Here is a 24,034-nt window from a genome sequence, read left to right as displayed (position 1 = left end):
TCCGGTGACGCCGAGGGTTCCGGTGACGGTGGCGTTGCTGGTGACGTCGAGTGTGCTGGCGGTGGTCCTCCCGGTGACATCGAGGGTCTGTGCCGCTGTGACCGCCCCGTTGGCCTGAAGTTGGTTGGCGACGGTGAGGGCGTTGAGGGTGGGGTCCTTGATCGTGACGGTGAGGGTGTCCCAGCGATCGACGATGCCGGCTTCCTGGGTGGCACGGGCGGTGTGGAGGACGTAGGTGGTGTCGCGGGTGGGGCAGTCCCCGTTTTCTGCTTTGAGCGGGAAGGTCTGGTAGCCGGAGACGGGGTCCGCGCCGAAGGTCTTGGTCTTCCCGTTGTAGTAGAGGGTGTGGGTGTCGGTGCTTTCGTGGTACCAGCGAAGGTCGATGGGAGTGCCGGAGTCGATGAGGATGGCGGGTTCGGTGCTGCTCGCCTTGAAGGCGATGAGGTCGCGGCCGACGCCGGGGTGGTCGAGGGCGCCGGTGGAGCGGCCGGGGTATTTGGCCAGGGTCAGGTGGGTGCGTCGGGGGGTGGGGTCCTGGTCGTTGTCGGTGGTGTGTTCTTCGATGGTGAGTCGGGCGATGCCGGGTTGAGCGTTGACGTGGATGTTGGTGAGGCGGATGTGCAGCCCGTCGGTGTTGACGGTGGCGGTTCCGCCGCGAGCGGGGGTGAGGGTGAAGGTCTTGCTGGTGGAGGCGCCGGCGGGGAAGTGTGCGGTCTCGGTGGCGGGGATGGCGAGTAGGACGTCGTCCTGGACGGGGACCAGGGTCCAGGCGTCAGCGGGTTGGACGTAGGCGTTGATGCTCTGGCCGTCGCTGGCGAGGTCCTGGGCGAGGGTGCCGATGGGCAGCACGATGGTGATGCGGGAGCATTCGACGTCCCGGAGGCCGCTGTTGGAGATGACGAGGTCGATGTCGGCGGTGGGCTGTTCACTGCGGGTGCCGGGTGTGGGGGTGTGGCTGCCGGTGGTGAGGGGGTTGGGGTAGCTGGTCAGGTCGTAGCTGAGAAGGCAGGCGTCGGTTTCGGTGACGGTGGTCATGGCGGGGCTCCTCGGTCGGGCGGGACGCGTGGTGCGTGGGACGGTCTTGCTAGTCCTCAGAGGCGGCGGGTTTGAGGTGGAGGGCTCCGGTGCGCAGGGCGGGGTTGGGGCGGGGGCGGGCGGTGCTGTCGGCGGGGTGGGTGGGGGTCTGGGTCCAGGTGTCGCCGTCGAGTTGGGCCCAGTCCCAGATGCCGTGACGCGGGGAGGGGACGGGCAGGGTCAGAGCGGTGTGGCCGGTGTAGGCGAAGGCACGGATCGCCAGGGGCTGGTCGCCGGGTTCGGTCAGGCGAAGGCGCAGGTGGCGGGCGGTGAGGTCGCCGGGCGGGGCGTAGTGGACCTCGGGGGTGGCGGCAGTGGTGGTGAGTAGGGGGGTCCAGGCGGTGGCCGTGCCGGTGCGGGCTTCGAGGGTCCCGGCGGGCGGAAGGTGATCGCCCTGAGGGTCGCCGAGGTAGAGGTTGATGCGGGTGAGGTGGAGGTCCTCGCCCAGATCCAGGGTGATGGCGGTGCCTTCCGCGGGGTGGCCGGCGCTGAGGTAGTAGGTCTGCGGGTCGCGGTCCAGGATGTTGGCCAGTTCGTGGGGCTGGGTGGTGCCGGCTGTCGTCGCGGCTGAGGGCAGGTGGTGGCCGGGCTCGGTGGTGGTGAGCAGGGGGGCCAGGCGGAAGCTGACGGCCATCGCGGCGAGGGGGTCCTGGACGTGGGCGGTGGGCAGGCGCAGGGAGGCGGCGGGCAGCAGGCCGGTGGTGGCGTGGATGGTGCCGCGCGGATCGGCCAGCAGGGTGAGGAAGGCGCTGTGGCGGGGGCTCTTGCCGGTGATGAGGATGCGGAAGCCTCGGACGGCGACGGGCTCGCTGGCGGCGCCGGTGTGGAGGATGCGCAGGTAGCGGGCGGTGAAGGGCGCGGCGGGGGTGTAGTGGACCTCGCTGCTGGTGTCGGCCAGTCTGGTCCAGGTGACCTGGTCGGTGGAAGCCTGCAACTGGCCTCGGGGCAAGAGGAACTGGCCGCTGTCGGTGCCGAGATACAGGTGGACGGCGGTGACCTGGCACGGGGTACCGAGGTCGGCGATGATCTCCTTGTCTCCGGCTTCCCAGGGCGGCGGGTCGCTGAGGTAGTAGGTGTCCAGGCGGCCGTCGAACATCAGCGGGAGGGTGTCCTGGCCGCCCAGGGTGGTCGTGGCGCCCGGCGTTTCGGGGACGCCGTGGTGGCGGGCGGGCAGCGCCAGGCCGGCCCCGGAGCCGATGGGCCGCACGTACTCTGCCGCGGTGGCAGGGCTGGTCGGCAGTTCCACGTCGTCCAGGACGGTGTGCAGGACGCTGTAGTCGGTGTCGTGGTACTGCCCGTGGAAGTAGCCGATGAGGCCGTCGCCGAGTTCGTCGCGTTCCCCGAGGCGGACGGGCCAGGTGTAGTCGGGGTAGGCGGGTGCGGCGGGGTCCAGCAGGTTGGACCACGTCGGGTCGGCCACCGGCGGGCCGTCCAGGGACAGGTGAAGGCGAGCGCGGATCAGGGCGATCGGGCGGCCGATGAACACGGCCGGGTCCGCGGTGAGGGTTTCCGCGTCGGGCTGGGTGGTGGTCAGAGCCGTGTCGATGACCTCCAGCAGCGTGCGCAGGGCTGCTGGGCCGCGGGTTTGCAGGGCGGTGACGAAGCCGTGCAGGTGGGGGAGGTCGTCTGCGAGGTCGGCGGGGGTGGGGTGGGTGGAGTGGGGCAGGGGGTGCCAGGTGACGTGGCGGGCGCCGGCGGGCAGCAGGGTCGTGCGCAGTTCCCCCAAGGGGGCTCCGGCGGGGGTGTAGCAGAGCAGGGCCTGGTCGAGGTGGTTGGGGATGAGCCAGGCGGCGATGGCGTTGGCGTTCGGGTCGTGGTCCTGGTCCAGGTCGTGGGTGTCGTCATCGGCGCTGAGGGCGGTCAGGTGGGTGCCGGCGGGTTGGGGCAGCCGCGGGGTGATCTGGATGAAGCGGTACCAGGTGGGGTCGTGGATGGTGTAGCAGTCCGCAGGGTCGCCTGCCGGGTCATCGAGGTCGCGCGGGGAGGGGGCGAGTTCCTCGGGCAGGACGGGGTGGAAGGCGCGTGCGGGGGTGCCCACTCCAACGGTGTCGCCGGGGTCCTCGTCCTCCTCGTCGAAGGGGCGGAAGTCCGGGTAGACCACGGCCAGCGCATGTCCGAAGCGATCGACCACGGCCAGGCGGTGGAAGGCGAACTGGCCGGCGGCGACGGGCTGGAAGGCGGTGCGGGCCCAGCCGGTGAAGGGGCGCGGCAGGGGGCCGGGGTTGGGGGGCAGGGTGCGGGTTGCGGCCTCGGACAGGGCGGTGTGCAGGTCCGGGTCCAGGTGGGCGGGGATGACCGGGGGGTGGGGCCAGCGGGCGGCGATCTGGTCGTGGAAGCCGACCAGCGCCTCGGAGAACAGGTTGCCCTCCCTGGTCTGGCGGGCCAGCGCGCGCAGCGCGGCGGCGTGGGGGCCGGGGTGGGTGGCGGCGTACTGGTCGAGTTTGTCGCCGGCACTCTGGCCGGGAGTGGGGCCGAGGAACTGGCGGCCCTTCAGGGTGACCGGGACCGGGTGGGCGCCGGTACCGTTCCAGTGGTAGCGCCGCCCGGTGAAGGTCCAGTGCGGGGAGGGGCTTGTCGGTGGGGTGCCGGGGTCGTGGACGTCAATGGGGTAGTAGTCGACCTGCCACTCGAAGAACAGCGGGGACCAGGGCTGGCGCCAGGGCGTGGTGCCCAGCACGGGCACGGTTCCCACCGCGTGGGCCAGGGGATCGCCCATCGCGCGGGCCAGTTGCTCGGCGCTGGCGGGGCCGGAGGTGACGGACTTGAGGGCGGTGGCGTTGCCGGGGTCCAGGTGAAAGAACTCGCGCAGCAGGGCCGGGAGGAGTCCGTCCAGGCCGACGGGTTGGGGCAGGTGTACAGGGGCGGGGACGGCAGTGTCGGGGGCTCGGTAGGTGTGCCCGTCCAGGGTGATGGCGCTGACGAGCTGGTGCGGCCAGCGGCAGGCCAGCCGCAGGTCCGGCTCGTCGTCGTCCTCGTCCCGTACTCGCGCCGCAGTGTCGGGGTCGGTGTTGGCCTTGGTGCCCTGGATGACCACGACCGGGTCGTTGGCGTGGGCGAAGGGCGTCAGGGGGACGCGTTTGAGCGTTGTGCCGGGACTGAACCATCGGGCGTAGTCGGTGATCGCCGCCAGCAGCTCGTCCTCGGTCAGTCCCCAGGGGATGAGGGCACGCGCGGCCAGCAGATCCTCTCGGGCCTGGGCGACATCGGCGGCGGCGGGAGCCAGGGCCGCGCGCAGGGCTGTGGGAAACGCTCCGGGTTCGCCGTCGGGATCGTCGGGGATCCGGGGCAGGTTCGCGCACCACCACAGGTCGTACAGGCGCCGCTGGGCGGCGGCCAGTTCGCCGGCCGCATGGTCGTGGGCGGCCTGGCGTTCGTTGAGTGTGGCCAGGAGGTCGGCGTCGGCGGCGCGTTGGGCGCGGCTGCGCGCGTCGGAGCTGGGGGCACGCAGTGACCCGGAGCGGGAGCCGGGGTCGGGTGCGGGTTCCAGGATCCAGGTGAAGTCGGCCGCGCTGGGGGTGAACCACGAGGCGTGGGTGCGGCGATGGTCCTCGAAGGCGCCGTCGGGTTCCTCGCGGGTGTCCAGGAGTCCGCGGTGGCAGGCGGCGAGCAGGTCCGCGGCGTCTTCGGAGAGGCCGCTGCGGCGTGCGGCGTCCTTGAGTAGGGCTTCGGTGGCGTGTTCGCTGGTGTGGCCGATGGCGACGCGCAGGTGGTCGGGGCGGTCGGATGCGGGCAGGGTGCCGCCCTCGCGGCGCCACGCGACTTGCAGGGCCATGCCCTGGTACACGGTGCGGGCGGTGCGCGGGGTCCCGTCCTGGGCGGTGGCCCAGCCCAGGACGTCCAGGCGGGCGGGGGTGTAGTGCGGTGGGGCCAGCGGGTCGGCATCGGGGTCGCTGTACCAGCCGGCGACCAGGTAGCTGACCTGCCACGTCGACCGGGGATCGGGGAGGTCCTGCAGGTCGTCGTGGAGGGAGAACACGTCCAGGTTGTAGGGCTGGTAGGCGGCGAAGGTCGGCAGACCGGGACCGACCGCGGTCAGGAACAGGCCGCCCTCGCGTGGCGCGGGCTCCGTCCAGGCGCCGGTGGCCAGGTCGAAGCGGCGTCCGATACGGGTCAGGCTGCGGTCTGCGGGGTCCAGGTAGGGGGTGGAGCCCTCGGCCGGGTGAAGGAAGTCGCCCTCCACCACCCAGCCGGCCTCCACGCGACGACCCGATACCGGCTCGGCGGCGGTGCGCACCACCATCCACCGGTTGGGTACCAGCGGGAAGCGTGTCTGGTCGTCGCCCGGGTCCTCGTGCCCCCAGGTGAGGGCCTCGGGCAGTTGCCAGTGCAGGTACACGCCCTCCCGGTCGGGGTCCTGTCCGAAGGTGGTGTCGGTGTTGGAGAACGCGGGGGGTTCGGGGGAGAGGTTGATGCGGGTGAGTGCGTAGTTGGCCTGCCACCGCGCGAACGGTTCGGCGATGCGCACCGTGCGGGTCACCGCCAGCGCCTCGATGCTCAAGGGCACGACCAGGGCGTTGCCGGTCGCGTCGCCCGCAGTGGGTAGCGGCAGCATCCGGCTGCTGCGTCCGGAGATCAGGATCAGGCGGGCCTGCGGCGAGGACGCGTCGAAGACGGCGGCGTCCAGGCGGGTGGAGAACTCCGGGGGCAGGCCGGGGTACAGGTCGCCGAGCGCGCGCGGGTAGCCGTCGCAGGGCTGTTGGGCCGCCAGGTCGTAGGCCATGACCTGCCCGGCGCGGAAGAAGTACACCAGGCCGTCGTGATGGTCGGCCGCGTCCAGGTTCCGGCAGAAGTTCTCGGGCAGGCCCGGCCACATCGCCCTGATCGCCCCGGTCGCCCCGTCGCGGCGCCGCTGGCACTGGTCACCGCGGAAGAAGTACCGGTCGGTGGAGACAGCGGCGATCTGGAAGGCCGCGTCCACGCCCTGCAGGAACGCCCCCGCGCAGCCCAGCTGTTGCAGCGGCCGGTCGAACGGCCCGGCGGACATGGGCGGATACCCGGCACCACTGGTGTTCTCGGCCGTGTCGAACTGGTTGCGGTCGGCGTCGATCACCTCGACTCGGAGACCGCTCGAGCTGTGGGTGTTCACGATGTCCGACAGCCGGGCCGGGATCCGGGGATCGTCGAAGAAGGGCGAGGTGGGGTAGTCCTGATGGGTGGTCATGACGCGCTCACTCCTGTGTGGGCGGAGGCGGGGCGGCGGACGATCTGGCGGCGCGGGGTGTTGACCAGCTGGATGGCCAGCCCCGCCGGCCCGAATTCACCTGCAGGGCCCGACTGCCCTTCGGCGGCCAGGCGGGCGGCCAGCAGGTCCAGCAGTCCGCCCGCCTCGCCGGGGCGCAGGTCCAGGATCCGGGCCCGGCCTGCGGGATCGGCGCGTAGGTGCGGGGTCAGGCCGGTGGCACCGGGGGTCTGGGGGAACGTGGCATCGGGGATCTGCTGGGCGATCGGCGGGTCCAGGCGCCGCAGGTTGAGCGCGGGGACGTTGCCTGGTGCCAGGTCGATGCCGAACGACAGGCCCTCGGGCGGCTCGGCCAGCTCCACATGGTCGGGGACCTTTTCGAACAGACATAGCAGGGTGTCGGGGCCCAGGGTGTCCTGGCGCAGCACCGCGATGGGGACGCCGCCGCTGTCGGGGGGTCCGCCGAGGTAGGGGCGAACGAGGAGGCCGGGGCAGTGGGGCACCAGGGCGGAGCGGATCAGGACCCCCGCTGCGGGCGTCGCGGCCGCCCGGGCTCGGGCGGCCGGGCCCAGGGTGCGAGCCAGGGTGGTGTCCAGGCTGCTGGTGACGCCGATGCTGGCCGCACCGGCCTGCACGGCGGCGATCCATTCCGGGTCAAGGTAGAAGAACCGCAGGGACTCGGGGGGCAGGGCGCGCTCGTCCGGCACCAGGTGGGCGAAGGACAGGTGGTGCAGGTGGGCCAGGGATGCCAGCCACTGTGCGGCGCTGTCGTCCGTGTCTCCCAGCTCCTCCCGTAGAGCGTTGGCCAGCTGTGGCGGTAGCTGGTGCAGCAGCCTGGTGATGTGGCTGGCCCCCGGCGCGGCCAGGAGCCCGGGGGCGGGGTGTGTGCCGGTACGGCGCGCGGGCGCGGTTTCGCCGGCCGTGGCGGGCAGGGCACCGGCGGTCGCCCAGAGCCTGGCCGCGGATCCGTCGGAGGCCAGCGTCTCCAGGCGCCGGCCCTGGGCCCGGGGCGCCAGGGCCTGGGCGGCGCGCACCGGATCCTGGCCCGCAGCTGCCAGGCGCTGGGCCAGGGCGGCGGCCCGCGAGCGGGCGCGGGCGTGCCAGCCGGCCAGCGAGGCGGAGAAGTCCGCGTCGGCCAGGCCGAGTGCGCGACCGAGTGTCCACGCGGCCGCGTACGAGGCGTCGAACACACCCCACTGTTCGAGGTAAACCATGAGTTCCGCGGCACTCGTCCAGCCCTTGGCCGGGTCGGCCGGGTCTGGCAGGTCCTGAGCCGGGTCGCAGACCAGCGGTCCTCGGTACCAGGCGAAGGACTGCTCCCCGGTCTCCAGGCGGAAGTCCAGCGGCACCCATCCGCCCTGCAGGCGGGCGCGGGCCGCGGCGGCGGGTGCACCTGCGCCCTCGGGGGTCGGGATGCGCAGCAGCAGGTCGCGCTCGGCGCCTTCGGGGGTGAACAACAGGTTGCGGACCAGGCCGGGGAAACCGCCGTGCTCGTCGGGCGCGCTGGCGAAGGCCCAGGTGTGCAGGCTCACCAGCCGCACCAGCTCGCCGGGGCCCAGGGTGCGCGTGTCGGCGGCGGTCAGGATGTGCGCGCAGCCCTCCAAGGAGACCAGGTGCGCCACATAGCCGGACGCCTCGGAGTGGTCGGGGAGCCGGTTGGCGACCACGACGCTGTAGTCGCCCTCGGCCAGTTGTTCGGCGCGCAGCCCTGTGTCGGGGCGGACGTGGCGTACGTGGATCAGGTGCCGCAGTTCGCTCGTGCGCGGTGCCACGGCGGTGAACACCTGGCCGGGGATGGTCACGGTGGCGATCGGCGCGCCGGGGTCGGCGTCGCGCTGCCCGGCGGCGATCTTGGCGTGCCAGATCCCGGGGGTGGCGTCGTCGAGCAGGTCGGCGACGGTGTCGGGGCGGGTCAGTCCGCTTGCGTTCGGGTCCTCGGGGAGCTCGCCGGCGGCGAAGACCAGCAGCGCCAGCCACGGTTCGCGGGCCTCCCGCGCGGTGGGGGCGATGTGGCGCCTCCAGGGCAGCAGCGGGTCGGTCAGGGTGACGTGCGCCAGGGTGGTCGCGTAGTCGGCGTCGGTGTCCGGCAGCGGGTTGACCGCGTGGAGCAGGCCGGGCTCCAGGGTGAACTGGGGGGCGTGGACCTCGAAGCGCTGCTTCTGCACCGGGAAGAAGTCGCCGGTGTCGATGCCCTCCAGGACCTGCCTGGCGGTGATCTCGTACGAGCCGGCCAGAACGGCGGTCTGCAGGTTGTCGCGGAACTCCAGGGTGAACTGCGGGTCGCGGCGCACCGCGGCGCCGGTCGGTGTCGGCTCTGCGCTCAAGGCCGTACTCCCAGGATCTGTAGCAGCGAAAAGGGGTCCGTCAGGCCGAGGGGACCAGCAGCGGGTCGGCGTCCAGGCCGATGTCCGCCACGTGAGCGGCGTAGGCGGCCAGGTCGTCGTCCGCCAGGGCGAACGGGTCGTCGATCGGCGCGCTGGGGGCCAGCAGGTCGCGCAGGGCATGGTGCAGACCGGCCCGGGCCGCCACCTGGGTTGGTGCAGCGATGCCGCGCGCGACCGCGCCGACCCCGGCGCCCGAGGCGGGCGGCGCGACGGGGCTCGGACCGGTGGGGCCGGCCGCCGGGTCCAGGGGCAGGTTGAGGGCCGGCGGGACCAGGTCCTCCAAGTCCAGGTCCGCTTCCGCGATGGGGGTGTAGGCCTGACCTTCCGTCTGGGGGGCCGGGACATGGACCTCAAGGCCCGTGCCGTGGTCCAGCAGCTCGCCGGTGGCCTTCGGGTCAGGGGCGCCCCACAGCGAGAACGGCACCCGGCCCCGCTCAAGCCGCGCGGTCCACCTCTCGATGCCTGGGGCCTGGCCCCACAGTGCGCCTGGCCTCCTGGCATCGAGGGTGTAGGCGACGGTGACGTCCAGTCGGCTGACCACCTCGCGGCGGTCCATCGGCCGGATGTGCAACGGCCCAGCCGGATCGGTCGGGCCGCCGGTCACCGGTCGGTCGGCCCAGGTCACGTCGGTGACCGGCACCACCGCGGTGACCCTGAAGGCGAAACCGGCCGGGTCCACCCGCCACGGCTCGGCCTGCGGGGCACGGCGCACCGCAGGGTCCAGGTCGGTCTCGGCCAACAGCCCCTCGACCGCCAGGACCTGCAGAGGCACCTGCGCGGGCAGCAGCTCGGCCGCGAAGCGGCCCCAGTCCAGTGCGGGCGGCAGTGCGCGGGACTTGCCGAACCTGATCGTGATCTTCAAGAAGACGAACCGCAGCGTCACCTCGCCGCCCGTCGGCGGGCCCCACAGGCGCACCTCGGCGCCGATCTCGGCGCGGATCCAGAACAGCAGCTTGGTCTTCGCGCCGATCCGCACCCCGATCGAGGCGGTGAAGTACACCGGTGACCACTGGATCCACACGTCCAGCCAGGCGGTCAGCCACGCCTCGGTGTTGCCGGACTTGTAGCGCACGTCCAGCGCACCGCCGGCCATGATCGCCCGGGGCGTCAGCGCGAAGTAGCAGCCCCCGGAGATGGTGACCGTCCCGCTGATCGACCAGGTGAAACCCAACCGGGGCACGCGCGGGTAGTGCGCGGGCAAGTGGGGTGCGTAGTCGGGGTGGTAGCCGCCGACGGTCAGTACGAAGTCCCCGGCGTACTGGCTGGGCCCGAACCACAGGAAGAACGCGAAACCACCCGTCAGCGCGCACGCCTCGTCGATCACGTAGGAGTTCACCAGCATGGCGGTGGCAGCGAGTTCACCACGCGCGGATCGGTAGACCACCCGCAGTTCGACCCGCACCTGCGCGTAGGCCCGCCCCGACTTGGGGAACCGCGCCTCGGAGGTCCCGATCAGCGCCAGCGTCAGGTCCCGCCCCGCCTCCAGCAGCAGCAGCACCCGCGAGCGAACGAACTCGAACGAGGTGAAGTCCAGGCCCCCGGTCAGCCAGATCTGACCCTCGGCCGGCCGCACCCACGGATCGCCGCCGCCGGTGAGCTCGGCCAGCACCTCCAGCGGATCCGCTGGCAGACCACCGTCCAGGCCCCTCACCAACGGGAATGACCCGATCTCATCCTGCTCCGGGATGCGCACGCTGGACTGGTAGCCGAACCCGAGCGCGAATCCGGTCACGACGAAGGGCGGCGGACCCCCGAACGGCACCGCCGCACGCCCGAACACGAACAGCGACACCGCGCCGTCCCGCCGCTTCTGGTAGGCGCCGACCGCCAGCACGCTGAGCTTCGGCGTCAACTCCACCGTCAGCGCGCCCTGGACCAGCACGGGCCACTCGTCGGTCGGGCGGCTGACCAGAGCCCCGGACACGTGCAGCGGCGGGCGCTCGAAGCTCACCCCCATACCCTGCAAACGGGTCCGCACCGGGAATGAATCCGTGCCGGACAGGTCGATGCCCAGCCCCAGGCCCGCCACACTGAGCGTCAGCCCGGCACCGGTCAACGCCCCGTCCACCATCAACCACACGGTGCCCCGCTCGTAAGCCAGGCCGATCCTCGACACGTGCAGCGGACCGAACGACCGGCCCACGTCCAACCAAGCCCCCGACCCACCCGACCCGGCACGTGCAACCGGCACGCCGCCGGCCACGGCTGGGACCGGGCTCTGCGGACCGGGCATCGGGCGGCCGGCGGGCCACACCACACCCTCCACCACACCATCCCCGGCACCGGTCACACCTGGTGCACTGTCAACCACGGCGTCAGACCGTGGCGACGGCACCGGGCCCTGCTCGGCCGCCGGCGGGTTGGCCCCCTCCGGCGCCTTCCAGGGTCCCGGCAGCGCCCGTGCCTCCAGCGGACCACCCGTTCCCCAACGGGTCTGCGGCAGCGTCGGAGACCCCGTCTGCCCCGAGCCCCCGGCGGATGACAGGGGCACCATCAACGACGCGGGCGCACTGCCCGGCAGTTCGTAGCCCACGACCAGCACCGTGCCCCGCCGCAGCCCGCCCTGCGACCCCGGGCCCGCGGGCGCCTGGGGGAAGGACGGCAACGACGGGCGCGTCGCGGCCACCAGCGCGTTCAGCCGCTCCACCACCGTGGCCGACGCGTCCCGCGAGGCGTACACGACACCCACCCGCGAGAGCCGCAGATCCGCACTCGCCGGCACCACGCCGGTCAACAACGGCAGATCCGTCAGTCCCACCTGGACGTTCACCGCCACCTGCAGCAACGACACCGAGGGCCCCGCCGGCGACGGATCAGGGACCGACGCGAACACGACCACGCCCTTGCCGAACTCGGCGGCGACCACCGTGGAACGACCAGCCCCGTCATACCTGAAGCTCACCGACCGCAGGCTCGGACACAGCGCCCGCGGCAGCTCCGCCAGCAGATCCGCCGCGTCCTCGAACCCCAGCCCCACAAGCAGCGTGTCCACTCCCAGACCGGGGCTGTCGGGCTCGGTGGAGGCCTGCCAGCCCGCGCTGATCCGTGCGCCCCCCGGCTGCGATTCCCACTCCGCGTCGAACCAGACCGGTACCGTGCCCGGCTCCGCGGCGAGGTTGTCCACGGCCAGCGTCGCGCGCAGCAGACTTCCGCCTCCCGCGCCCCGGCGGTCCGCCGCGAAATGAAGCTCCGCGGAAATGTCGCCGGACTGCAGCCAGCTGTCACAGACAAAGGTGAAGTCACGGCTGGTGAAGTCATAGGTGACCGCCAGCGCCTCCAGCGTCACCTCGGGGATGACCGGGACCTCGACCTGGAAGGCATCGGCCACCCATCGGGCAACCACGGTGAGCGACAGGTTGTCCACCGCTCCGGTGGCGACCCAGTGGTCGGAGCGCTCCACGCTGACGGCGAAACCCACGCCACCCACGGAGGCGGCCGCATGGACGGCGAGGAGCAGGGCGTCAGCGCGGCTGTGGGAGGCCGTCACATACAGGTCGTGCAGGGTGAGGGGACCCATCGGAAGGTCGCCCTCGAGACCGCAGGTCAGCGACCACTCCCTCGTGTGCAGACTGCCACGGGCTGTCACCAGCAGCTCGGTGTCGCCCTGCTCCACAGGCAGTCCCAGGTCGGCGAGCTGTGCGGCCACCCCGGCGGGGAGGATGTCCGTCGTCCTGGACCCCAGGGGGAGGGAGGCGACGAGCTCGAGCGCGAGATCGGGCAGCGATACCGTCGCGGTCAGTTCCACCTCGCCCAGGACCACGGTGGCCGACAGCCCCGTGACCACCGGGACGTCCTGTCCGCTGCCGAGAAGGAGGAGGGCGAAGTCCTGCCGCACATCCCTGAGAGCTAGCGGCAGGTCGCCGCCCAGGACGTTCCACTCGCGCAGCAGGAGCACCTGGGCGGCGACCGACTGGAGGACACCCGAGGAGTCCACGGCGAATGACGCACCGTACAGGCGCAGATCGTCCGGGGCCGGAATGCCGTCGGGCAGTTCCGGAACCCCGCCGCCCAGCCCGGGCAGGAACTCCAGGTCGGTGAGCGAGGAGACGGCAATCCCCTCTGGCCCGAGGACCGACGAGAGCCGGCAGGTACCGTCGGAGTCCACCGAGACCTCGAACGGGATGTCCCGTCCCCCGGGGCCTGGGAGGTGCAGGAGGACCCGGCTCACCGCCGATGCGTCCACGGCTGCCGTGATCACCGCCGTGAGCCGTGCCTGCTTCGCCGCCTCCCCCAGGTGATCCCTCAGGGCCCTGAGGTCCCACGAGACCTCGCAGTCGTGGAACTGCCAGTCAGCGAGACCGAGTTCCAACTGCACGGTCTGCACCACAGGATCCCCGGTGAAGGTCACGGAGGCCCCGGCCTGCTGCGCTCCGGCCAACTCGACGGAGCCGGTGGCCCTGACCTCGCCGGCGGAGCCGGGCGGCCGCTGCGGTGTGGTCAGCACGACCTTGTCGCTGCCGCCGACGAAGTCCCACAGCAGGGCGAAGGGCTCGCCCACCTCCTGCGCACCGACGATGAACGGGCCGCCGCTGGAAACGGCCTCGTCGAGGCGTTCGCTGATGGATTCAAGGCTCATGTCAGGCACGGCTACATCCCCTCGACGAGGCCGTAGGCTGCCTCATTGCCTGCGGTTGAGAAGACAGCGCCGCACTCCACCGACATACCGCCGACCACGGTTGTGACCACGGTGCGGCGTGGATGTCCGATGCGGTTGTCCGCGAGGGGTGGGCCGGGCTGGGCGGACATGCCCTGTGTCCAGGGCCACCCTCGGCCGGCCTCGACGTTCGGCCGGCCGGTCGCCACGGCCAGCGCGGCCGGATGCGTGAAGACCGCGGGAGACCCCGCGCCCTTGAGGACGTTCTCGATGGCCTGGGCAGCGGCGGCGTCGGCGTCGGAGGTCAGAATCAGGCGCAGCCCCCCGTAGGTGATCAGGAGGACCGCGCTCCCAGACGCGCCGGCAGGTCCGCGGGTCGAACCGTCGAGGTGGGCTCCCAGGACATAGACGCCGGCGGCACCGGCCGTCAGCAGCGGGCGACGGAGCGTGGAGAACGCCGCAGGGAACTCCTGGCCACCGTGCGCCTTCAGCCACTCGGAGGTCTTGGTGCCTCCGCCCAGCGCGGGCGCGTTGTACGCCTCCGCCGGGGAGGCGTGGTAAACGGCGCCGACGGACAGCCCCCGGGTCGCGGCAGCCAGCATGTTGTAACGCCGCGGCACAGCACGGGAGATGATGACGCTTCCCAACTGCTTCCTGCCGTCGGGGGCAGTGGGGAGAACCTGCTGGAACGTCTCCCTCAACTCGGCTACCACCGCATCGGCCTGCGCCCGGTCATCGCAACCGCAGTCGATCAGGACGGCATGGGCAGGGGGCCCGGGAACCACCAGCAAGTGGTAGTCGACCGGTCCCTCGTCCGGCATGTACAGGTAGACGGGGGCCTGCTGCGACGCGGCGCGGCGCGCCAGCGGCAGGACGGGGCCCGCCCCAGGGGTGCTGACGTTCAAAACGCTGCCCACGACCGGGATTCCACCGGGGGTCCTACCGAAGAAGTAGTCCCGCACCTGGGCCGGGATGCCGCCCTTCCGCTCCGGACTGAGGTCCACCCTCGCGAGTGCCCAGATGTTCTTCTGGTAGCGCAAAGCCCCCTTCGCCTGCTCGGCCTCCCTGGAATCGGCAGGGAAGACGTTGTACTGCGCACTCCCGGCCACCGTCCGCTGCGCCGCCGGGTCCGTCGCCAGCGCGGGCGTCGCGACACCGGCCTCGACGGCGGTCAGTGCGTCGGTGACCAGCCGGCCGAGGACTTCCGTGTACGCCTCGTCGACATGGGTGCTGACATCCTGGAAGCCGTACCCGAGACTGGAGTGCGCGTGCATGAGCTCATGGGCGAGCAGGTGACGGCGGGCCAGCGGATGACGCGCCGCGACCAGCGCCAGCCGGTAGTTGATGTCGGCAGGCGGCTGGTCCTTCATGACGTCTTGGTGAACGGCCACCGCCTGGGCCCTGGACAGGGCGGGAGTCGGCGTGGGAGGCCCCGGCGGGAGGAGCATGTCGGGGCCCAGGTTTTCGATCTTCTGTCGTGCGGGCCCGACGAGCGCGGGGTTCCCGCTGCCCAGGGCTCGGAGGTCGGACAGGGTGAGGTAGTCGTCCCACACCTTGCCGGCGGGTAGGATCGAGTTGACCCGGCCGAGCAGGGCGATCTCCTCGGCGGGCATCGGCACGATCCGGTCGCTCAAGTCCGTGAACGCGGTGGGGCGCTCGACGCCCAGAACCTCGGCAAGCGCCTGGAACACGGCAGGGATGACGATGCCCAGCTGCTCCAGATCGCCGCGCGCCGGGCCCAGCTGCGAGGAGGCCGTAACGGCTGCCTTCGCGACGATCTCCCAGTACCACCCGGGGCGCCCCGCGGCGGACCACACTTCCTCCTGTCCTTCAGGGGGGGCGAACCAGGAGTTCTTCTGGTCCCACTTCACCGGGGGAAGTTTCGACGTACCTCCTGCGGTGGGGCTCAGCTTGTATGTCGTGCCGGAACCAGTGCCCTCGACCAGGACCACATACCGCTCGTCGTTCGGCCGGTGCAGGCGGTCACCGACCTGGCGGCCGAGCCCCGGGCAGGAGTGGACGTCCGTCTCGTTGATGCCTTTCACGGTCGCGGTCACTTTCCCTTCTCCTGCCATGCCGGGTAGGCGGGCGTGATGTCCTTAGGACGGCCGAAGGGGTAGCGGGGGCCGTCAGGGCGTTCGTATTCCGGCTTTCCCGACCAGTCCGAGGGCGCCAGGGCCGGGAAGTCGCTGCTCCCGGGCGCGTACGGATAGCCGGGGTCATCGGAACGGACCGGGGCCCAGTAGCCGATGAGACCGGTGTAAGGCTTCCGGCGAGTGATCGTGTGTTCGAGGCTGTATGGATCGAAGACGGCATTGGCGTCGTAGTCGGCATTCTTCCGGGCTTCGAGCAGGACGTCGTGCACGAGTGCTGCCGGCTTTCCAGGCGTCGCCTTGATACGGGTGAAGCGCACCTTGACCGCCTCCCGGATACTCTCCTTGACGACATAAAATGGCACGTCCCATTCAGTCGCCTCCTTCGACAGGGCCACGGCCCGCGGGCCGGCGAGCCGACTGCGACTCGGATCCTGGAGGTTCTTCTCGACGCTGATGTAGTAGGGCGTCGACTTGATGACGTACACCCAGCCTTCCACCCAGGCGGCGGACTTGCGGTCCTCGGCCAAGTCGTTGACGGCGGAAAGAGCTACCAGTTCCTTCGTGTAGAGCGCGGCCAACTTCAAGGCGACCTCGACCGACGGAATGGGAGACGATGCCTCGCTCTCCCTGATCTGTTTGGTGATCGCCGCATACTGTTGCGCGTACTTCGAAATCTCCGTGTCCATCGCCCATGCCTTGAGGAGGTCGTCCTTCTTGACCTTCCAGCTGATGAACATGTTGATAGCCGTCCGAACGTCGGAGGCGGTACTGACGAAACCGGAGATGCGCTGGTATGCGGTGAATCCCGCCACGTGTCGACAGAGATCAAGCCCGGTGCCCCAGGCGGCGAACCCGTCCTTGAAGATCTCCTCCGGTTCCCTGGTGTCGAACCTGTACAGCCACTCCGGAACGGGGACGTGAAGGTAGGGAAAGATGGGGAGCTTCGGAAGCCCGGCCTCTGTCGTGAGGTTGGGCTGTTTGGGGATCTCGGTGCTTCCGGGCTGCGCAAGTGGCGACATTCACATATACCCTTCTCGCCTGAATTCACCGTGATGTCTGGAATGGTGCAGGAACGACGTACGAGATCGGGCTTCGCGTCCCGAAGGGGCCGTTTTGCGGCGAGTCCTGCGGGTCACTGCCCCGGCAAGTGCATGTGACTCCGACGGACGTTCGACCGCCGGGTTGGTGGTGGGGTGGGTGCCCTGGCCAGGCCGGGCGAACAAGGCGCACAGCCACAGGCCGGCTTCCAGATCAGAGTCGCGCACTGGTGGCCACGGCGGTTCGCCAATCGCGGTAACCACCGCGGCGTTCAACCCCGGGCCCCTCTCGGCCAACACCCCACCTGGACCGACAGTGGCGAGTCCGGCGCGGCGGACACCGACCTCATCGCTGCCTGGGTTCTCCTGGCCGATCCGCGGCGGCTCGGGCGGGCGGGAACCCGTGCCTTTCACTCCGATTGACACCGCCAGGCGAGAGTCGACCACCGGCGTGGCGAAGCCCTGCTGCGGCCACTCGGGCTCCGCCGCCGTCGGCGCCCGGTCCGTCAGGTTGCACTGAACGAGTACTCGCGGCCCGTCTGCCGGATCCAGCACCCAGGCAGTCGCCAGTCCAGTTGCATCGGGCGCTTCGCCCGCGGCGTCGATCCGTTCGGGCTGCCCCGTCACGAACTCGTTCGCCGCGTGCGCCGCGGAGGGCGAGGTGAGCCGCACGCCCCGCGCGAAAGCGGAGCCGATGACGTTGAGTTGGTCATCAGATGCCTCTGCGGCGTGCAGAACCAGGTCCGTCCCGGTCTCCAGGAGCTTGTAGAGATCCACGAGCGGAAATCGGTCCAGTAGAAGTTCGAAGTCCCCACCTAGGGCCGGAGAACTCTGCTTGAGCTCTTCAACGGTCGCGGGCATGGCGAAGCGAGCCCCCTTGCGGCGTGCGCGGCAGATGATGTGAGTGCATGCAGGCCGCACACCCCCCGGACCGCACTCGTGGCATAGGACCATGGACCGTGCAAGCCCAGCGAGTGGGCCTCGTGGAAACCGGCCATTTGCCCAGGGCCACAGCTGAGTTGAAGTTGGTCTGGTTCCATGTCGCGTGAGCCCCAGACGCGTCAAGTGTTGTCTGTGGTCTCAAGCGTCGCGTCGCCGTGGGGTGGCGACTCTGCTCACTGTCGCGCATCCTGCTGAGCCGATGGCTCGGCTGGGATGCTCCCGGGCAGTTGGTACAGGGCCGGAAGGCGCCCACCAGGACGGTGATGTCCCGGATGCGGCGCGGGGGCTGGGTGGTCCGCTGGCCGCGAGCGGAGGTGGCCTGAGTGACACTTGGGCGGCTGACAACATAGAACGTCTTGATCGTGCCCCTCCCAGTCCTTCGGCTCGACTGGCTCGCTGGATCGTTTGCGAAGCGTGCGGCACTACCATGCCGCTCGGTAGGCACCGCAGGGACGTGCCACGCCGCACCGGCGGACAGTTCCAACGGACCGTCATCGGTGAATCTCAGCGACGGTCGAACGCGGACCCTCTGAAGGCGGATCAAAGTGACTCGTATGGTGCCCTCCGTCTGATCCTGGCCTTGTCGATCAAGGTCAGGAGGGAAGGGTGATCCCCGTGGAGGGCTGGGCAGAGATCCGCCGGTTGCACCGGGCCGAGCAGATGCCGATCCGGGCGATCGCGCGGCATCTGGGCATCTCGAAGAACACGGTCAAGCGGGCCCTGGCCCATGACCGGCCGCCGAAGGGCCCGGTCGTCGACTCGGTCGAGGACCGGATCCGCGAACTGCTGCGGCAGGCGCCGACGATGCCGGCCACGGTGATCGCCGAGCGGATCGGCTGGGAGCACGGGATGACCGTGCTCAAGGACCGCATCCGCGAACTTCGCCCCGCCTACCTGCCGGTCGACCCGGCCTCCCGCACCACCTACCGGCCCGGCGAGCTGGCCCAGTGCGACCTCTGGTTCCCCGCGGTCGACATCGCGCTCGGCTTCGCCAGATGGGGGTTGGCTTTTACAAACCGAGGCGTTTCCGGGTCACTAGCTGACTTTCAGTCAGAGACTGCAGATCGCAGCGTGGTCAGTTGTAGTGCCAGTGACAGCCGTGGTCGTCGCTCTGAGTGGGCAGTGCGACGACCGCGGAAGCTGAAACCATATAGCCGAACTTCTCTCAGGTTTACCGGAGTTGGTCGAGGTCGAAGATGGCGGTCACCGGTGCGTGGTCGGACCACCGTGCAGCATGCGAGGGAGCCTGCTCGACGCGAGCTGAGGTGCATGTGGCCGCAAGTTTCTGACTAGCCATCAGATAGTCGACTCTCCAGCGGAACGACGCCTTTTGTAAAAGGTCCACCCGTTCGAGTGCAGGTTGTTCGAGGGTGTCTGCTGGCCTGGGCGGTAGGGGGCCTCCTATGGGCAGCATGACAGCTTTGGCGCCGGTTCGGGCGGTGGTGGGTTCGCGTGTCTCGGACACGCACGGCAACGAGGGCAAGGTCTCGCACCTGATCCAAGCGGAGACAGCGACCCGGCACGCGCTCGCGAAGGAGTGGGAGATCGTCGGGTCCTTCGAGGACCTCGACGTCTCCGCCGAGATCACGCCCTGGAAGCGCCCGGACCTGGGGCCGTGGCTCACCGAGCGGCAGGACGAGTGGGACGCGTTGGTGTGGGCCAAGGTCGACCGGGCGTTCCGATCCGCGAAGGACTGCGCGGACGTGGCGCACTGGGCTGAGGAGAACCACAAGGTCCTGGTCTTCACCGACGACGGCATCACCCTGGACTACCGGGAGGGTCGGGAGTCGTCCTTCGGGAACGAGCTGGCGAAGGTGTTCCTGATGCTGGCGTCGATCTTCGCGGAGATGGAGCTCAAGCGGATCAAGGCGCGGGTGACGGCCGCGCACAAGCACCTGCGGAAGACGGACCGGTGGGCCGGGGGCCAGCCGCCGTACGGGTACCGGATCGTGGACCGACCTGGCGGCGGGCGGACGCTGGAGCCGGACCCGGTGACATCGGAGGCGGTGCGGTACATGGGTAAGTTGCTCCTGGAGGGGCAGAGCCAGTGGATGATCGCCATGGCCCTGGAGGCTGCCGGCTTCGACACCCCGGCGACCCACGCCTACAAGAACCAGGGTGAGTCGTACTCGAGCAAGCGGAAAACTGCTCCGTCGAACCACTGGAACCCGAGCAGTGTGGGGAAGATCCTTCGTTCGCCGGCGACGATGGGCCTGAAGCTGACCGGCCGCTCGGTGAAGGCGCGCAAGATCGCCCGGGATGCGAAGGGCCTGCCGATCCGGATAGCGAAGCCGTTGTTCACGGAGGAGGAGTGGGCGGAGATCCAGGCGGCAATGGACGAGCGCTCGGTCACGAAGGAACGATCCAACGGTGCTTCGCCCTGGCTGGGCGTGCCGCACTGCGACCGCTGCGGGGACCGTTTCTACCGGCAGTTGAACTTTGCGAAGAACGGGAAGGTGTACGAGTACTACCGGTGCGCGAAGACGGCCGGCAAGCCCGCCTGCAAGGGCCAGTCCATCAGGGGCGAGCGCGTCACCGCGGCGATCGCCGCGCTGGTGGAGCGCCTGGCCGGTCTAGCGATGACGGTCCGCCGGTTCATCCCCGGCGAGGACCACACCGAACAGCTCAATCACGTCACCCAGGCCATGCGCGACCTGAGGGAGGAGAAGCGCCGCAACCTGTTCGACTACCCCGGCGGCGACGACGAGTACTCCGAAGCCCTCGAGACCCTGGTCGACGAACGCCGCCGCCTCGCAGCCCTCCCGCAACGCCCCTCCGCCTGGGTCGAGCTCGAGACCGGCCAGACCTTCGCCGACGCCTGGAGCCAAGCCGACCAAGAGCATCGCCGCCAGCTCCTCCTCGGCCTCAAAGCCCGCCTCTACATGACGCCCGCTCTTGAAGGCTGGTACCTGCCAGCCGAACTCGAGGCGCGTGTTGGACGGCTGGATTGAGCCGGCAGCACGGCGTAGGTCGGTTGACCGGGGTCGTGGGAGACCCGAGAGCCCCGACTACGCAGGCTCTGCACTTGTCGTAGTTCTGATCGAACATGCCCCTGACCTGCGGAAATAGAGGCCTCGTAGAAGATCATTTCACAACCAGTGCACACGCGGCGGCCTTGACGATGAGATGCGGTGAGAAGCGCCGAGCGGAGGCCACGAGATCACGTCGGCTGCCCAACCGCCTGGGCTGCGCCTTGCTACTGGCCGTGAACGCTCGCGGAGACGATGGGAGACACGGCCTTGGGTGAGGGCCGGCCATCCTTGGCAGACCAGCTGGCCAAGTCGCCCGAGTGGGCGCCCGAGCGGTACGCCGCGATTCGCCAGCACTTGGAGGGCGGCACTGCGCCTGCCGGTGTCGAGGAGTAAGGGACTGCACCGGCCCGGTCGGTTGCCCGCCGTGGCGTGCAACCGGCCGGGAGTCAGCGCCGGGTGAGTGCCATGGCCGGTACGCGGGGCGGTGTGATGCATTGGAGGTCGAGGGCAGGCGGAAGTTCGGCGATGCCTGGGCCGCCGGCGAGCGCGTACTGGGTGATCAGGTCGAGGCTGTTGTCGTCGAGGGCCCAGCCGAGCCAGACCGCGCGGCCGCCGCGGGTGCGTCCTCGGGTGGAGGGCTGGACGACGATGACGTTCGACTGCGCGCAGGCGTCGAGGCAGTTGCTGGTGCGGACTGCGAGTTCGCCGCCGGAGTCCGCGGCGGCCTGGCGGAGCAGGGCGAGTTGCTGGTCGTGGTCGGTGGCGGGGTGCTTGCTGGTGCTGCCGCAGCAGCAGCCCCGGCAGACGACCAGAGTGCAGGGCCGTCCGCCGGGCCGCAGGGTCAGCGGGCCAGAGCGGCCGGTACTTGCCAAGCCTCCACCTGCCCTTCGTAGTCGGCGAACACGAGCAGATCGGGCCCGGCCCAGGCAAGGGCGGTGACCGGTTCGGGCAGTTCACGCGCGTGCGCGGGCCGGACCAGGGCCCCGGGGCGGCCGGAGTCGGCTCGCCAGAGGGCGAGGGTTCCTTCGGCACCCGCGCTGGCGAGGACGGCGCCGCCACCCGGCCGCCAGGCGAGGGCGGTGACGGTTTCGTGGGCGCGCAGGGTGCGGGGTTTGGTGCCGGCGGGGCCCTTGCCGGAGAAGTCCCAGACGGTGATGTCGGGTGCGCCGTCGGAGGCGAGCCAGCGGCCGGTGTCGTCGAAGGCGAGTCGGGCGATCTTGTCGGGGTAGCCGTGCATGGTGAGGTCGTCGCCGTCCCGGGTGTGCCAGATGTGGATGCTGGCGTCCTGGTTGCCGGTGCAGATCCAGCGGCCGTTGGGGTTGAGGGCGATGGCGAGGTGAGAGCCGAGGTACTTGTACTCGGTGACCGGCTTGTCGGTGTGCCGCTCGTGGCAGCGCACGCCGCCGTAGGCGGAGCTGACGAGGCGTCGGCCGCCGCGCAGCCAGGCCAGGTCGGTGACGGTGCTGGGGGCCGGGTCGGTGGCCCACTGCTCGGTGCCGTCCGGGTCCAGGACCAGGGCGCGACGGCCGGAGGCGACGGCCACGCGTTCCGGTGAGGTCCAGCGCACCGCGTTGGACCAGGCCCCGGTGGCAAAGGTCAGGGTTCGGCCGTCGCAGCGCCGCCACAGGCCGTGGCCGGTGGGTCCGGTGAAGGCGAGGTGCGCTCCTTCGGGGGAGAATTCGAGGGCGAGCAGGCCGCCGGGCAGGCTGACGGTGCCGACGGGGGTGCCGGTGGCGGTCTCCAGGATCCAGGCGGTGCCAGCCGCTCCGGCGATGGCGACCAGGCCGCCAGCCGGGGCGGTGGCGACGGCGACCGGGGCGTCGTCGACGGCCGTGGTCCACCGGACGGAGATGTCGGCTGCGGTGGTCATGCGCGCACCCCGGCAAGGCAGTTGGCGAAGCCCTCGTTCAGGGCGGCGCGGTCGAGGTTGCGGCCGATGAAGACCAGCCGGTTGCGGCGCTCCTCGCCGGCGCGCCAGGCGCGGCCGTTCTCGCCCTCCAACAGCATGTGGACGCCCTGGAAGACGTACTGGCGCTCGTCCCCGGCGATGGCGAGGATGCCCTTGGAGCGGAAGATGTCCGCGCCCTGGGTGCGCAGCAGCTGTCCGAGCCAGGCGTTGAGCCGTTCCTCGTCGAGCTCGCCGGGCAGGTCGATGCCGACTGAAGTGACGGTGGTGTCGTGCTGGTGCTCGGTCTCGGTGAGGAAGGCCGGGTCGTTCGCCAGGACGTGGTCGAGGTCGAAGGCGTGCACGTCGAGGACCTTGGCCAGGGGCACCTTGGCCTGCTGGGCGGGGATGATCTCGACCAGGGCGTTGATGGCGCGGATGTGCGAGGTCACTTCGGCGATTTGCTGGGGGGTGGCCAGGTCGGTCTTGTTGAGGACGATCTTGTCGGCGAAGGCGATCTGCTCGACGGCCTCGTTCTCCACGCCTTCGGGCTTGACCTCGGTGAGGTGTTCCAGGATGTGGGCGGCGTCGACCAGGGTGACGATGGCGTCGAGGCGTAGCTGGGAGGAGATCTCGTCGTCCATGAAGAAGGTCTGGGCGACGGGGGCGGGGTCGGCCAGGCCGGTGGTCTCGATGATGATCTGGTCGAACTTCTCGCGGCGGCGCATCAGGGCACCGAGGATGCGGATGAGGTCGCCGCGGACGGTGCAGCAGATGCAGCCGTTGTTCATCTCGAAGATCTCTTCTTCGGCGTCGAGGACGAGGGCGTCGTCGATGCCGACTTCGCCGAACTCGTTCTCGATGACGGCGATCCGCAGGCCGTGCTGCTCGGTGAGGATGCGGTTGAGCAGGGTGGTCTTGCCGGAGCCGAGGAAACCGGTCAGGACGGTGACGGGCACGCGGGTGTCGGCCTGGTCCTCAGTTTCGTCGGTGGTGGTGGCGGGGCTGGTCACGGTCGTTCTCCTTCGGCGGTGTGTGGTGCCTGGGTCAGGGCCTGGGCGAGCAGTTCGGGGGTGACCTCGTCGAGGGGGTGGTGCAGGGTCCAGCGCCGGATGGCACCGGAGGGTGGCAGTACGGCGACGACGGTCTCCACGGGTGGGCATCCCGGCTCGGTGCAGTCGAGCTGGCTGATGAGGACGGTGTCGTCCTCGGCCAGTTCGAGGAGTTCGCGGGTGTGGTTCTTGAGCGCGGTCAGCCGGGTGGTCCGGTGCGGTGACGGTGGTCTGGGCATGGCGGAGCCTCCTTCGGCAGTGCCGTAGGTGGTGGTGGGTGTGCCTGGGTGGTCAGCCGGCGGTTCTCGCGGCGGCGAGGCAGGCGGCGCAGGTGCCGGTCAGCTCGACGGTGTGCTGCACGTCGGCGAAGCCGGATATCTCGGCGACCTGGTCGGCCCACGCCTCGACAGCGGTGGCGTCGACCGGCTGGCTCGCGCCGCACTGGCGGCAGATCAGGTAGTGCCGGTGGTCGGGGCCCGGCCGGTAGCGGAACAGCTTCTCGCCGTTGGTGTCGCGCACCACGTCCGCGCGGCCGACGGCGGCCAGCGCGGTCAGGGTGCGATAGACGGTGCTCAGCCCCACCCGGGAGCCGGTGGTCAGCAGGCCGGCGTGCAGGAGTTGGGCGCTGACGAAGTCCTCACACCCGGCCAGGGCGCGAAGCACCTGGGCCCGCTGCGGAGTAAGGCGCCCGATCGACTCCTTGTCCTGCCCGGGGAGTTCCGTGGGGGGGGCCCGCGGCGGGGGGGGTCCCCGCGATCAAGGAGGGGGGCGAGAGGCTGGTGGTTAAGGTGAAGGGCCAACCCCCCCGGGGGCGCGGCG

At 70.6% G+C, this 24,034-nt stretch carries 13 protein-coding genes and 1 pseudogene; 2 read left to right on the top strand and 12 right to left on the bottom strand.

From position 1 onward, the window contains the following. The 7 genes from ACFVXG_RS15595 to ACFVXG_RS15565 form a co-directional block, all read right to left on the bottom strand. On the bottom strand, nucleotides 1-1,035 hold a 1,035-nt coding region (locus ACFVXG_RS15595), incomplete at its 3' end, for a hypothetical protein (RefSeq protein WP_387927790.1). Between the two features lie 49 nt (nucleotides 1,036-1,084). Beyond that, nucleotides 1,085-6,235, bottom strand: a complete 5,151-nt coding sequence (locus ACFVXG_RS15590; RefSeq protein WP_387927788.1) for a discoidin domain-containing protein — start codon at nucleotides 6,233-6,235, stop codon at nucleotides 1,085-1,087. Further along, nucleotides 6,232-8,577 carry a hypothetical protein gene (locus ACFVXG_RS15585; protein ID WP_387927786.1) on the bottom strand — a complete coding sequence of 782 codons (2,346 nt, stop codon included), beginning with the start codon at nucleotides 8,575-8,577 and terminating at the stop codon, nucleotides 6,232-6,234. The genes ACFVXG_RS15590 and ACFVXG_RS15585 overlap by 4 nt, the downstream gene beginning before the upstream one ends. Before the next feature lie 40 nt (nucleotides 8,578-8,617). After that, on the bottom strand, nucleotides 8,618-13,213 hold the full coding sequence (locus ACFVXG_RS15580) for a DUF6603 domain-containing protein (protein WP_387927862.1): 4,596 nt from the start codon (nucleotides 13,211-13,213) through the stop codon (nucleotides 8,618-8,620). Between the two features lie 11 nt (nucleotides 13,214-13,224). Next, the gene (locus tag ACFVXG_RS15575; protein WP_387927784.1) at nucleotides 13,225-15,288 is read right to left on the bottom strand and encodes a hypothetical protein; all 2,064 of its coding nucleotides are present in this window, start codon (nucleotides 15,286-15,288) and stop codon (nucleotides 13,225-13,227) included. Further along, nucleotides 15,285-16,346, bottom strand: a complete 1,062-nt coding sequence (locus ACFVXG_RS15570; protein ID WP_387927783.1) for a hypothetical protein — start codon at nucleotides 16,344-16,346, stop codon at nucleotides 15,285-15,287. The genes ACFVXG_RS15575 and ACFVXG_RS15570 overlap by 4 nt, the downstream gene beginning before the upstream one ends. Further along, the gene (locus tag ACFVXG_RS15565; protein ID WP_387927781.1) at nucleotides 16,347-17,225 is read right to left on the bottom strand and encodes a hypothetical protein; all 879 of its coding nucleotides are present in this window, start codon (nucleotides 17,223-17,225) and stop codon (nucleotides 16,347-16,349) included. A 687-nt stretch (nucleotides 17,226-17,912) separates the two neighbouring features. Here ACFVXG_RS15565 and ACFVXG_RS15560 point away from each other — a divergent pair. Both ACFVXG_RS15560 and ACFVXG_RS15555 read left to right on the top strand, forming a co-directional pair. Next, nucleotides 17,913-18,302: pseudogene (locus tag ACFVXG_RS15560) on the top strand (helix-turn-helix domain-containing protein); the annotation flags it as partial. Nucleotides 18,303-18,709: 407 nt separating this feature from the next. Further along, complete coding sequence (locus tag ACFVXG_RS15555) at nucleotides 18,710-20,257, top strand: recombinase family protein (RefSeq protein ID WP_387927779.1); 1,548 nt, start codon at nucleotides 18,710-18,712, stop codon at nucleotides 20,255-20,257. Between the two features lie 467 nt (nucleotides 20,258-20,724). Here ACFVXG_RS15555 and ACFVXG_RS15550 read toward each other — a convergent pair whose 3' ends face one another. The 5 genes from ACFVXG_RS15550 to ACFVXG_RS15530 are packed head-to-tail and all read right to left on the bottom strand — an operon-like array spanning nucleotide 20,725 to nucleotide 23,908. Then, the gene (locus ACFVXG_RS15550; RefSeq protein ID WP_387603273.1) at nucleotides 20,725-21,150 is read right to left on the bottom strand and encodes a (2Fe-2S) ferredoxin domain-containing protein; all 426 of its coding nucleotides are present in this window, start codon (nucleotides 21,148-21,150) and stop codon (nucleotides 20,725-20,727) included. Beyond that, the gene (locus tag ACFVXG_RS15545) at nucleotides 21,120-22,148 is read right to left on the bottom strand and encodes a WD40 repeat domain-containing protein (RefSeq protein ID WP_387927777.1); all 1,029 of its coding nucleotides are present in this window, start codon (nucleotides 22,146-22,148) and stop codon (nucleotides 21,120-21,122) included. Before ACFVXG_RS15545 ends, ACFVXG_RS15550 begins: the two co-directional genes overlap by 31 nt. Further along, nucleotides 22,145-23,176 (bottom strand): CobW family GTP-binding protein, encoded by a 1,032-nt coding sequence (locus ACFVXG_RS15540; RefSeq protein ID WP_387927775.1) that lies wholly within the window; start codon nucleotides 23,174-23,176, stop codon nucleotides 22,145-22,147. The genes ACFVXG_RS15545 and ACFVXG_RS15540 overlap by 4 nt, the downstream gene beginning before the upstream one ends. After that, a complete protein-coding gene (locus tag ACFVXG_RS15535) occupies nucleotides 23,173-23,454 on the bottom strand; it encodes a hypothetical protein (protein WP_387927773.1) in 282 nt (93 codons plus the stop codon). The genes ACFVXG_RS15540 and ACFVXG_RS15535 overlap by 4 nt, the downstream gene beginning before the upstream one ends. A 52-nt stretch (nucleotides 23,455-23,506) precedes the next feature. Next, the gene (locus ACFVXG_RS15530) at nucleotides 23,507-23,908 is read right to left on the bottom strand and encodes a Fur family transcriptional regulator (protein ID WP_387927861.1); all 402 of its coding nucleotides are present in this window, start codon (nucleotides 23,906-23,908) and stop codon (nucleotides 23,507-23,509) included. Nucleotides 23,909-24,034: the final 126 nt, after the last annotated feature.

Source organism: Kitasatospora sp. NPDC058162, assembly GCF_042884005.1.
Taxonomy (GTDB): domain Bacteria; phylum Actinomycetota; class Actinomycetes; order Streptomycetales; family Streptomycetaceae; genus Kitasatospora.
This window is presented reverse-complemented; position numbering and strand designations above follow the sequence as displayed.

Coding starts and splice junctions, on each gene's coding strand:
- ACFVXG_RS15590 (WP_387927788.1), bottom strand. CDS start 6,235: ATGACCACCCATCAGGACTACCCCACCTCGCCCTTCTTCGACGATCCC.
- ACFVXG_RS15580 (WP_387927862.1), bottom strand. CDS start 13,213: ATGAGCCTTGAATCCATCAGCGAACGCCTCGACGAGGCCGTTTCCAGC.
- ACFVXG_RS15570 (WP_387927783.1), bottom strand. CDS start 16,346: ATGTCGCCACTTGCGCAGCCCGGAAGCACCGAGATCCCCAAACAGCCC.
- ACFVXG_RS15565 (WP_387927781.1), bottom strand. CDS start 17,225: ATGCCCGCGACCGTTGAAGAGCTCAAGCAGAGTTCTCCGGCCCTAGGT.
- ACFVXG_RS15555 (WP_387927779.1), top strand. CDS start 18,710: ATGGGCAGCATGACAGCTTTGGCGCCGGTTCGGGCGGTGGTGGGTTCG.
- ACFVXG_RS15545 (WP_387927777.1), bottom strand. CDS start 22,148: ATGACCACCGCAGCCGACATCTCCGTCCGGTGGACCACGGCCGTCGAC.
- ACFVXG_RS15535 (WP_387927773.1), bottom strand. CDS start 23,454: ATGCCCAGACCACCGTCACCGCACCGGACCACCCGGCTGACCGCGCTC.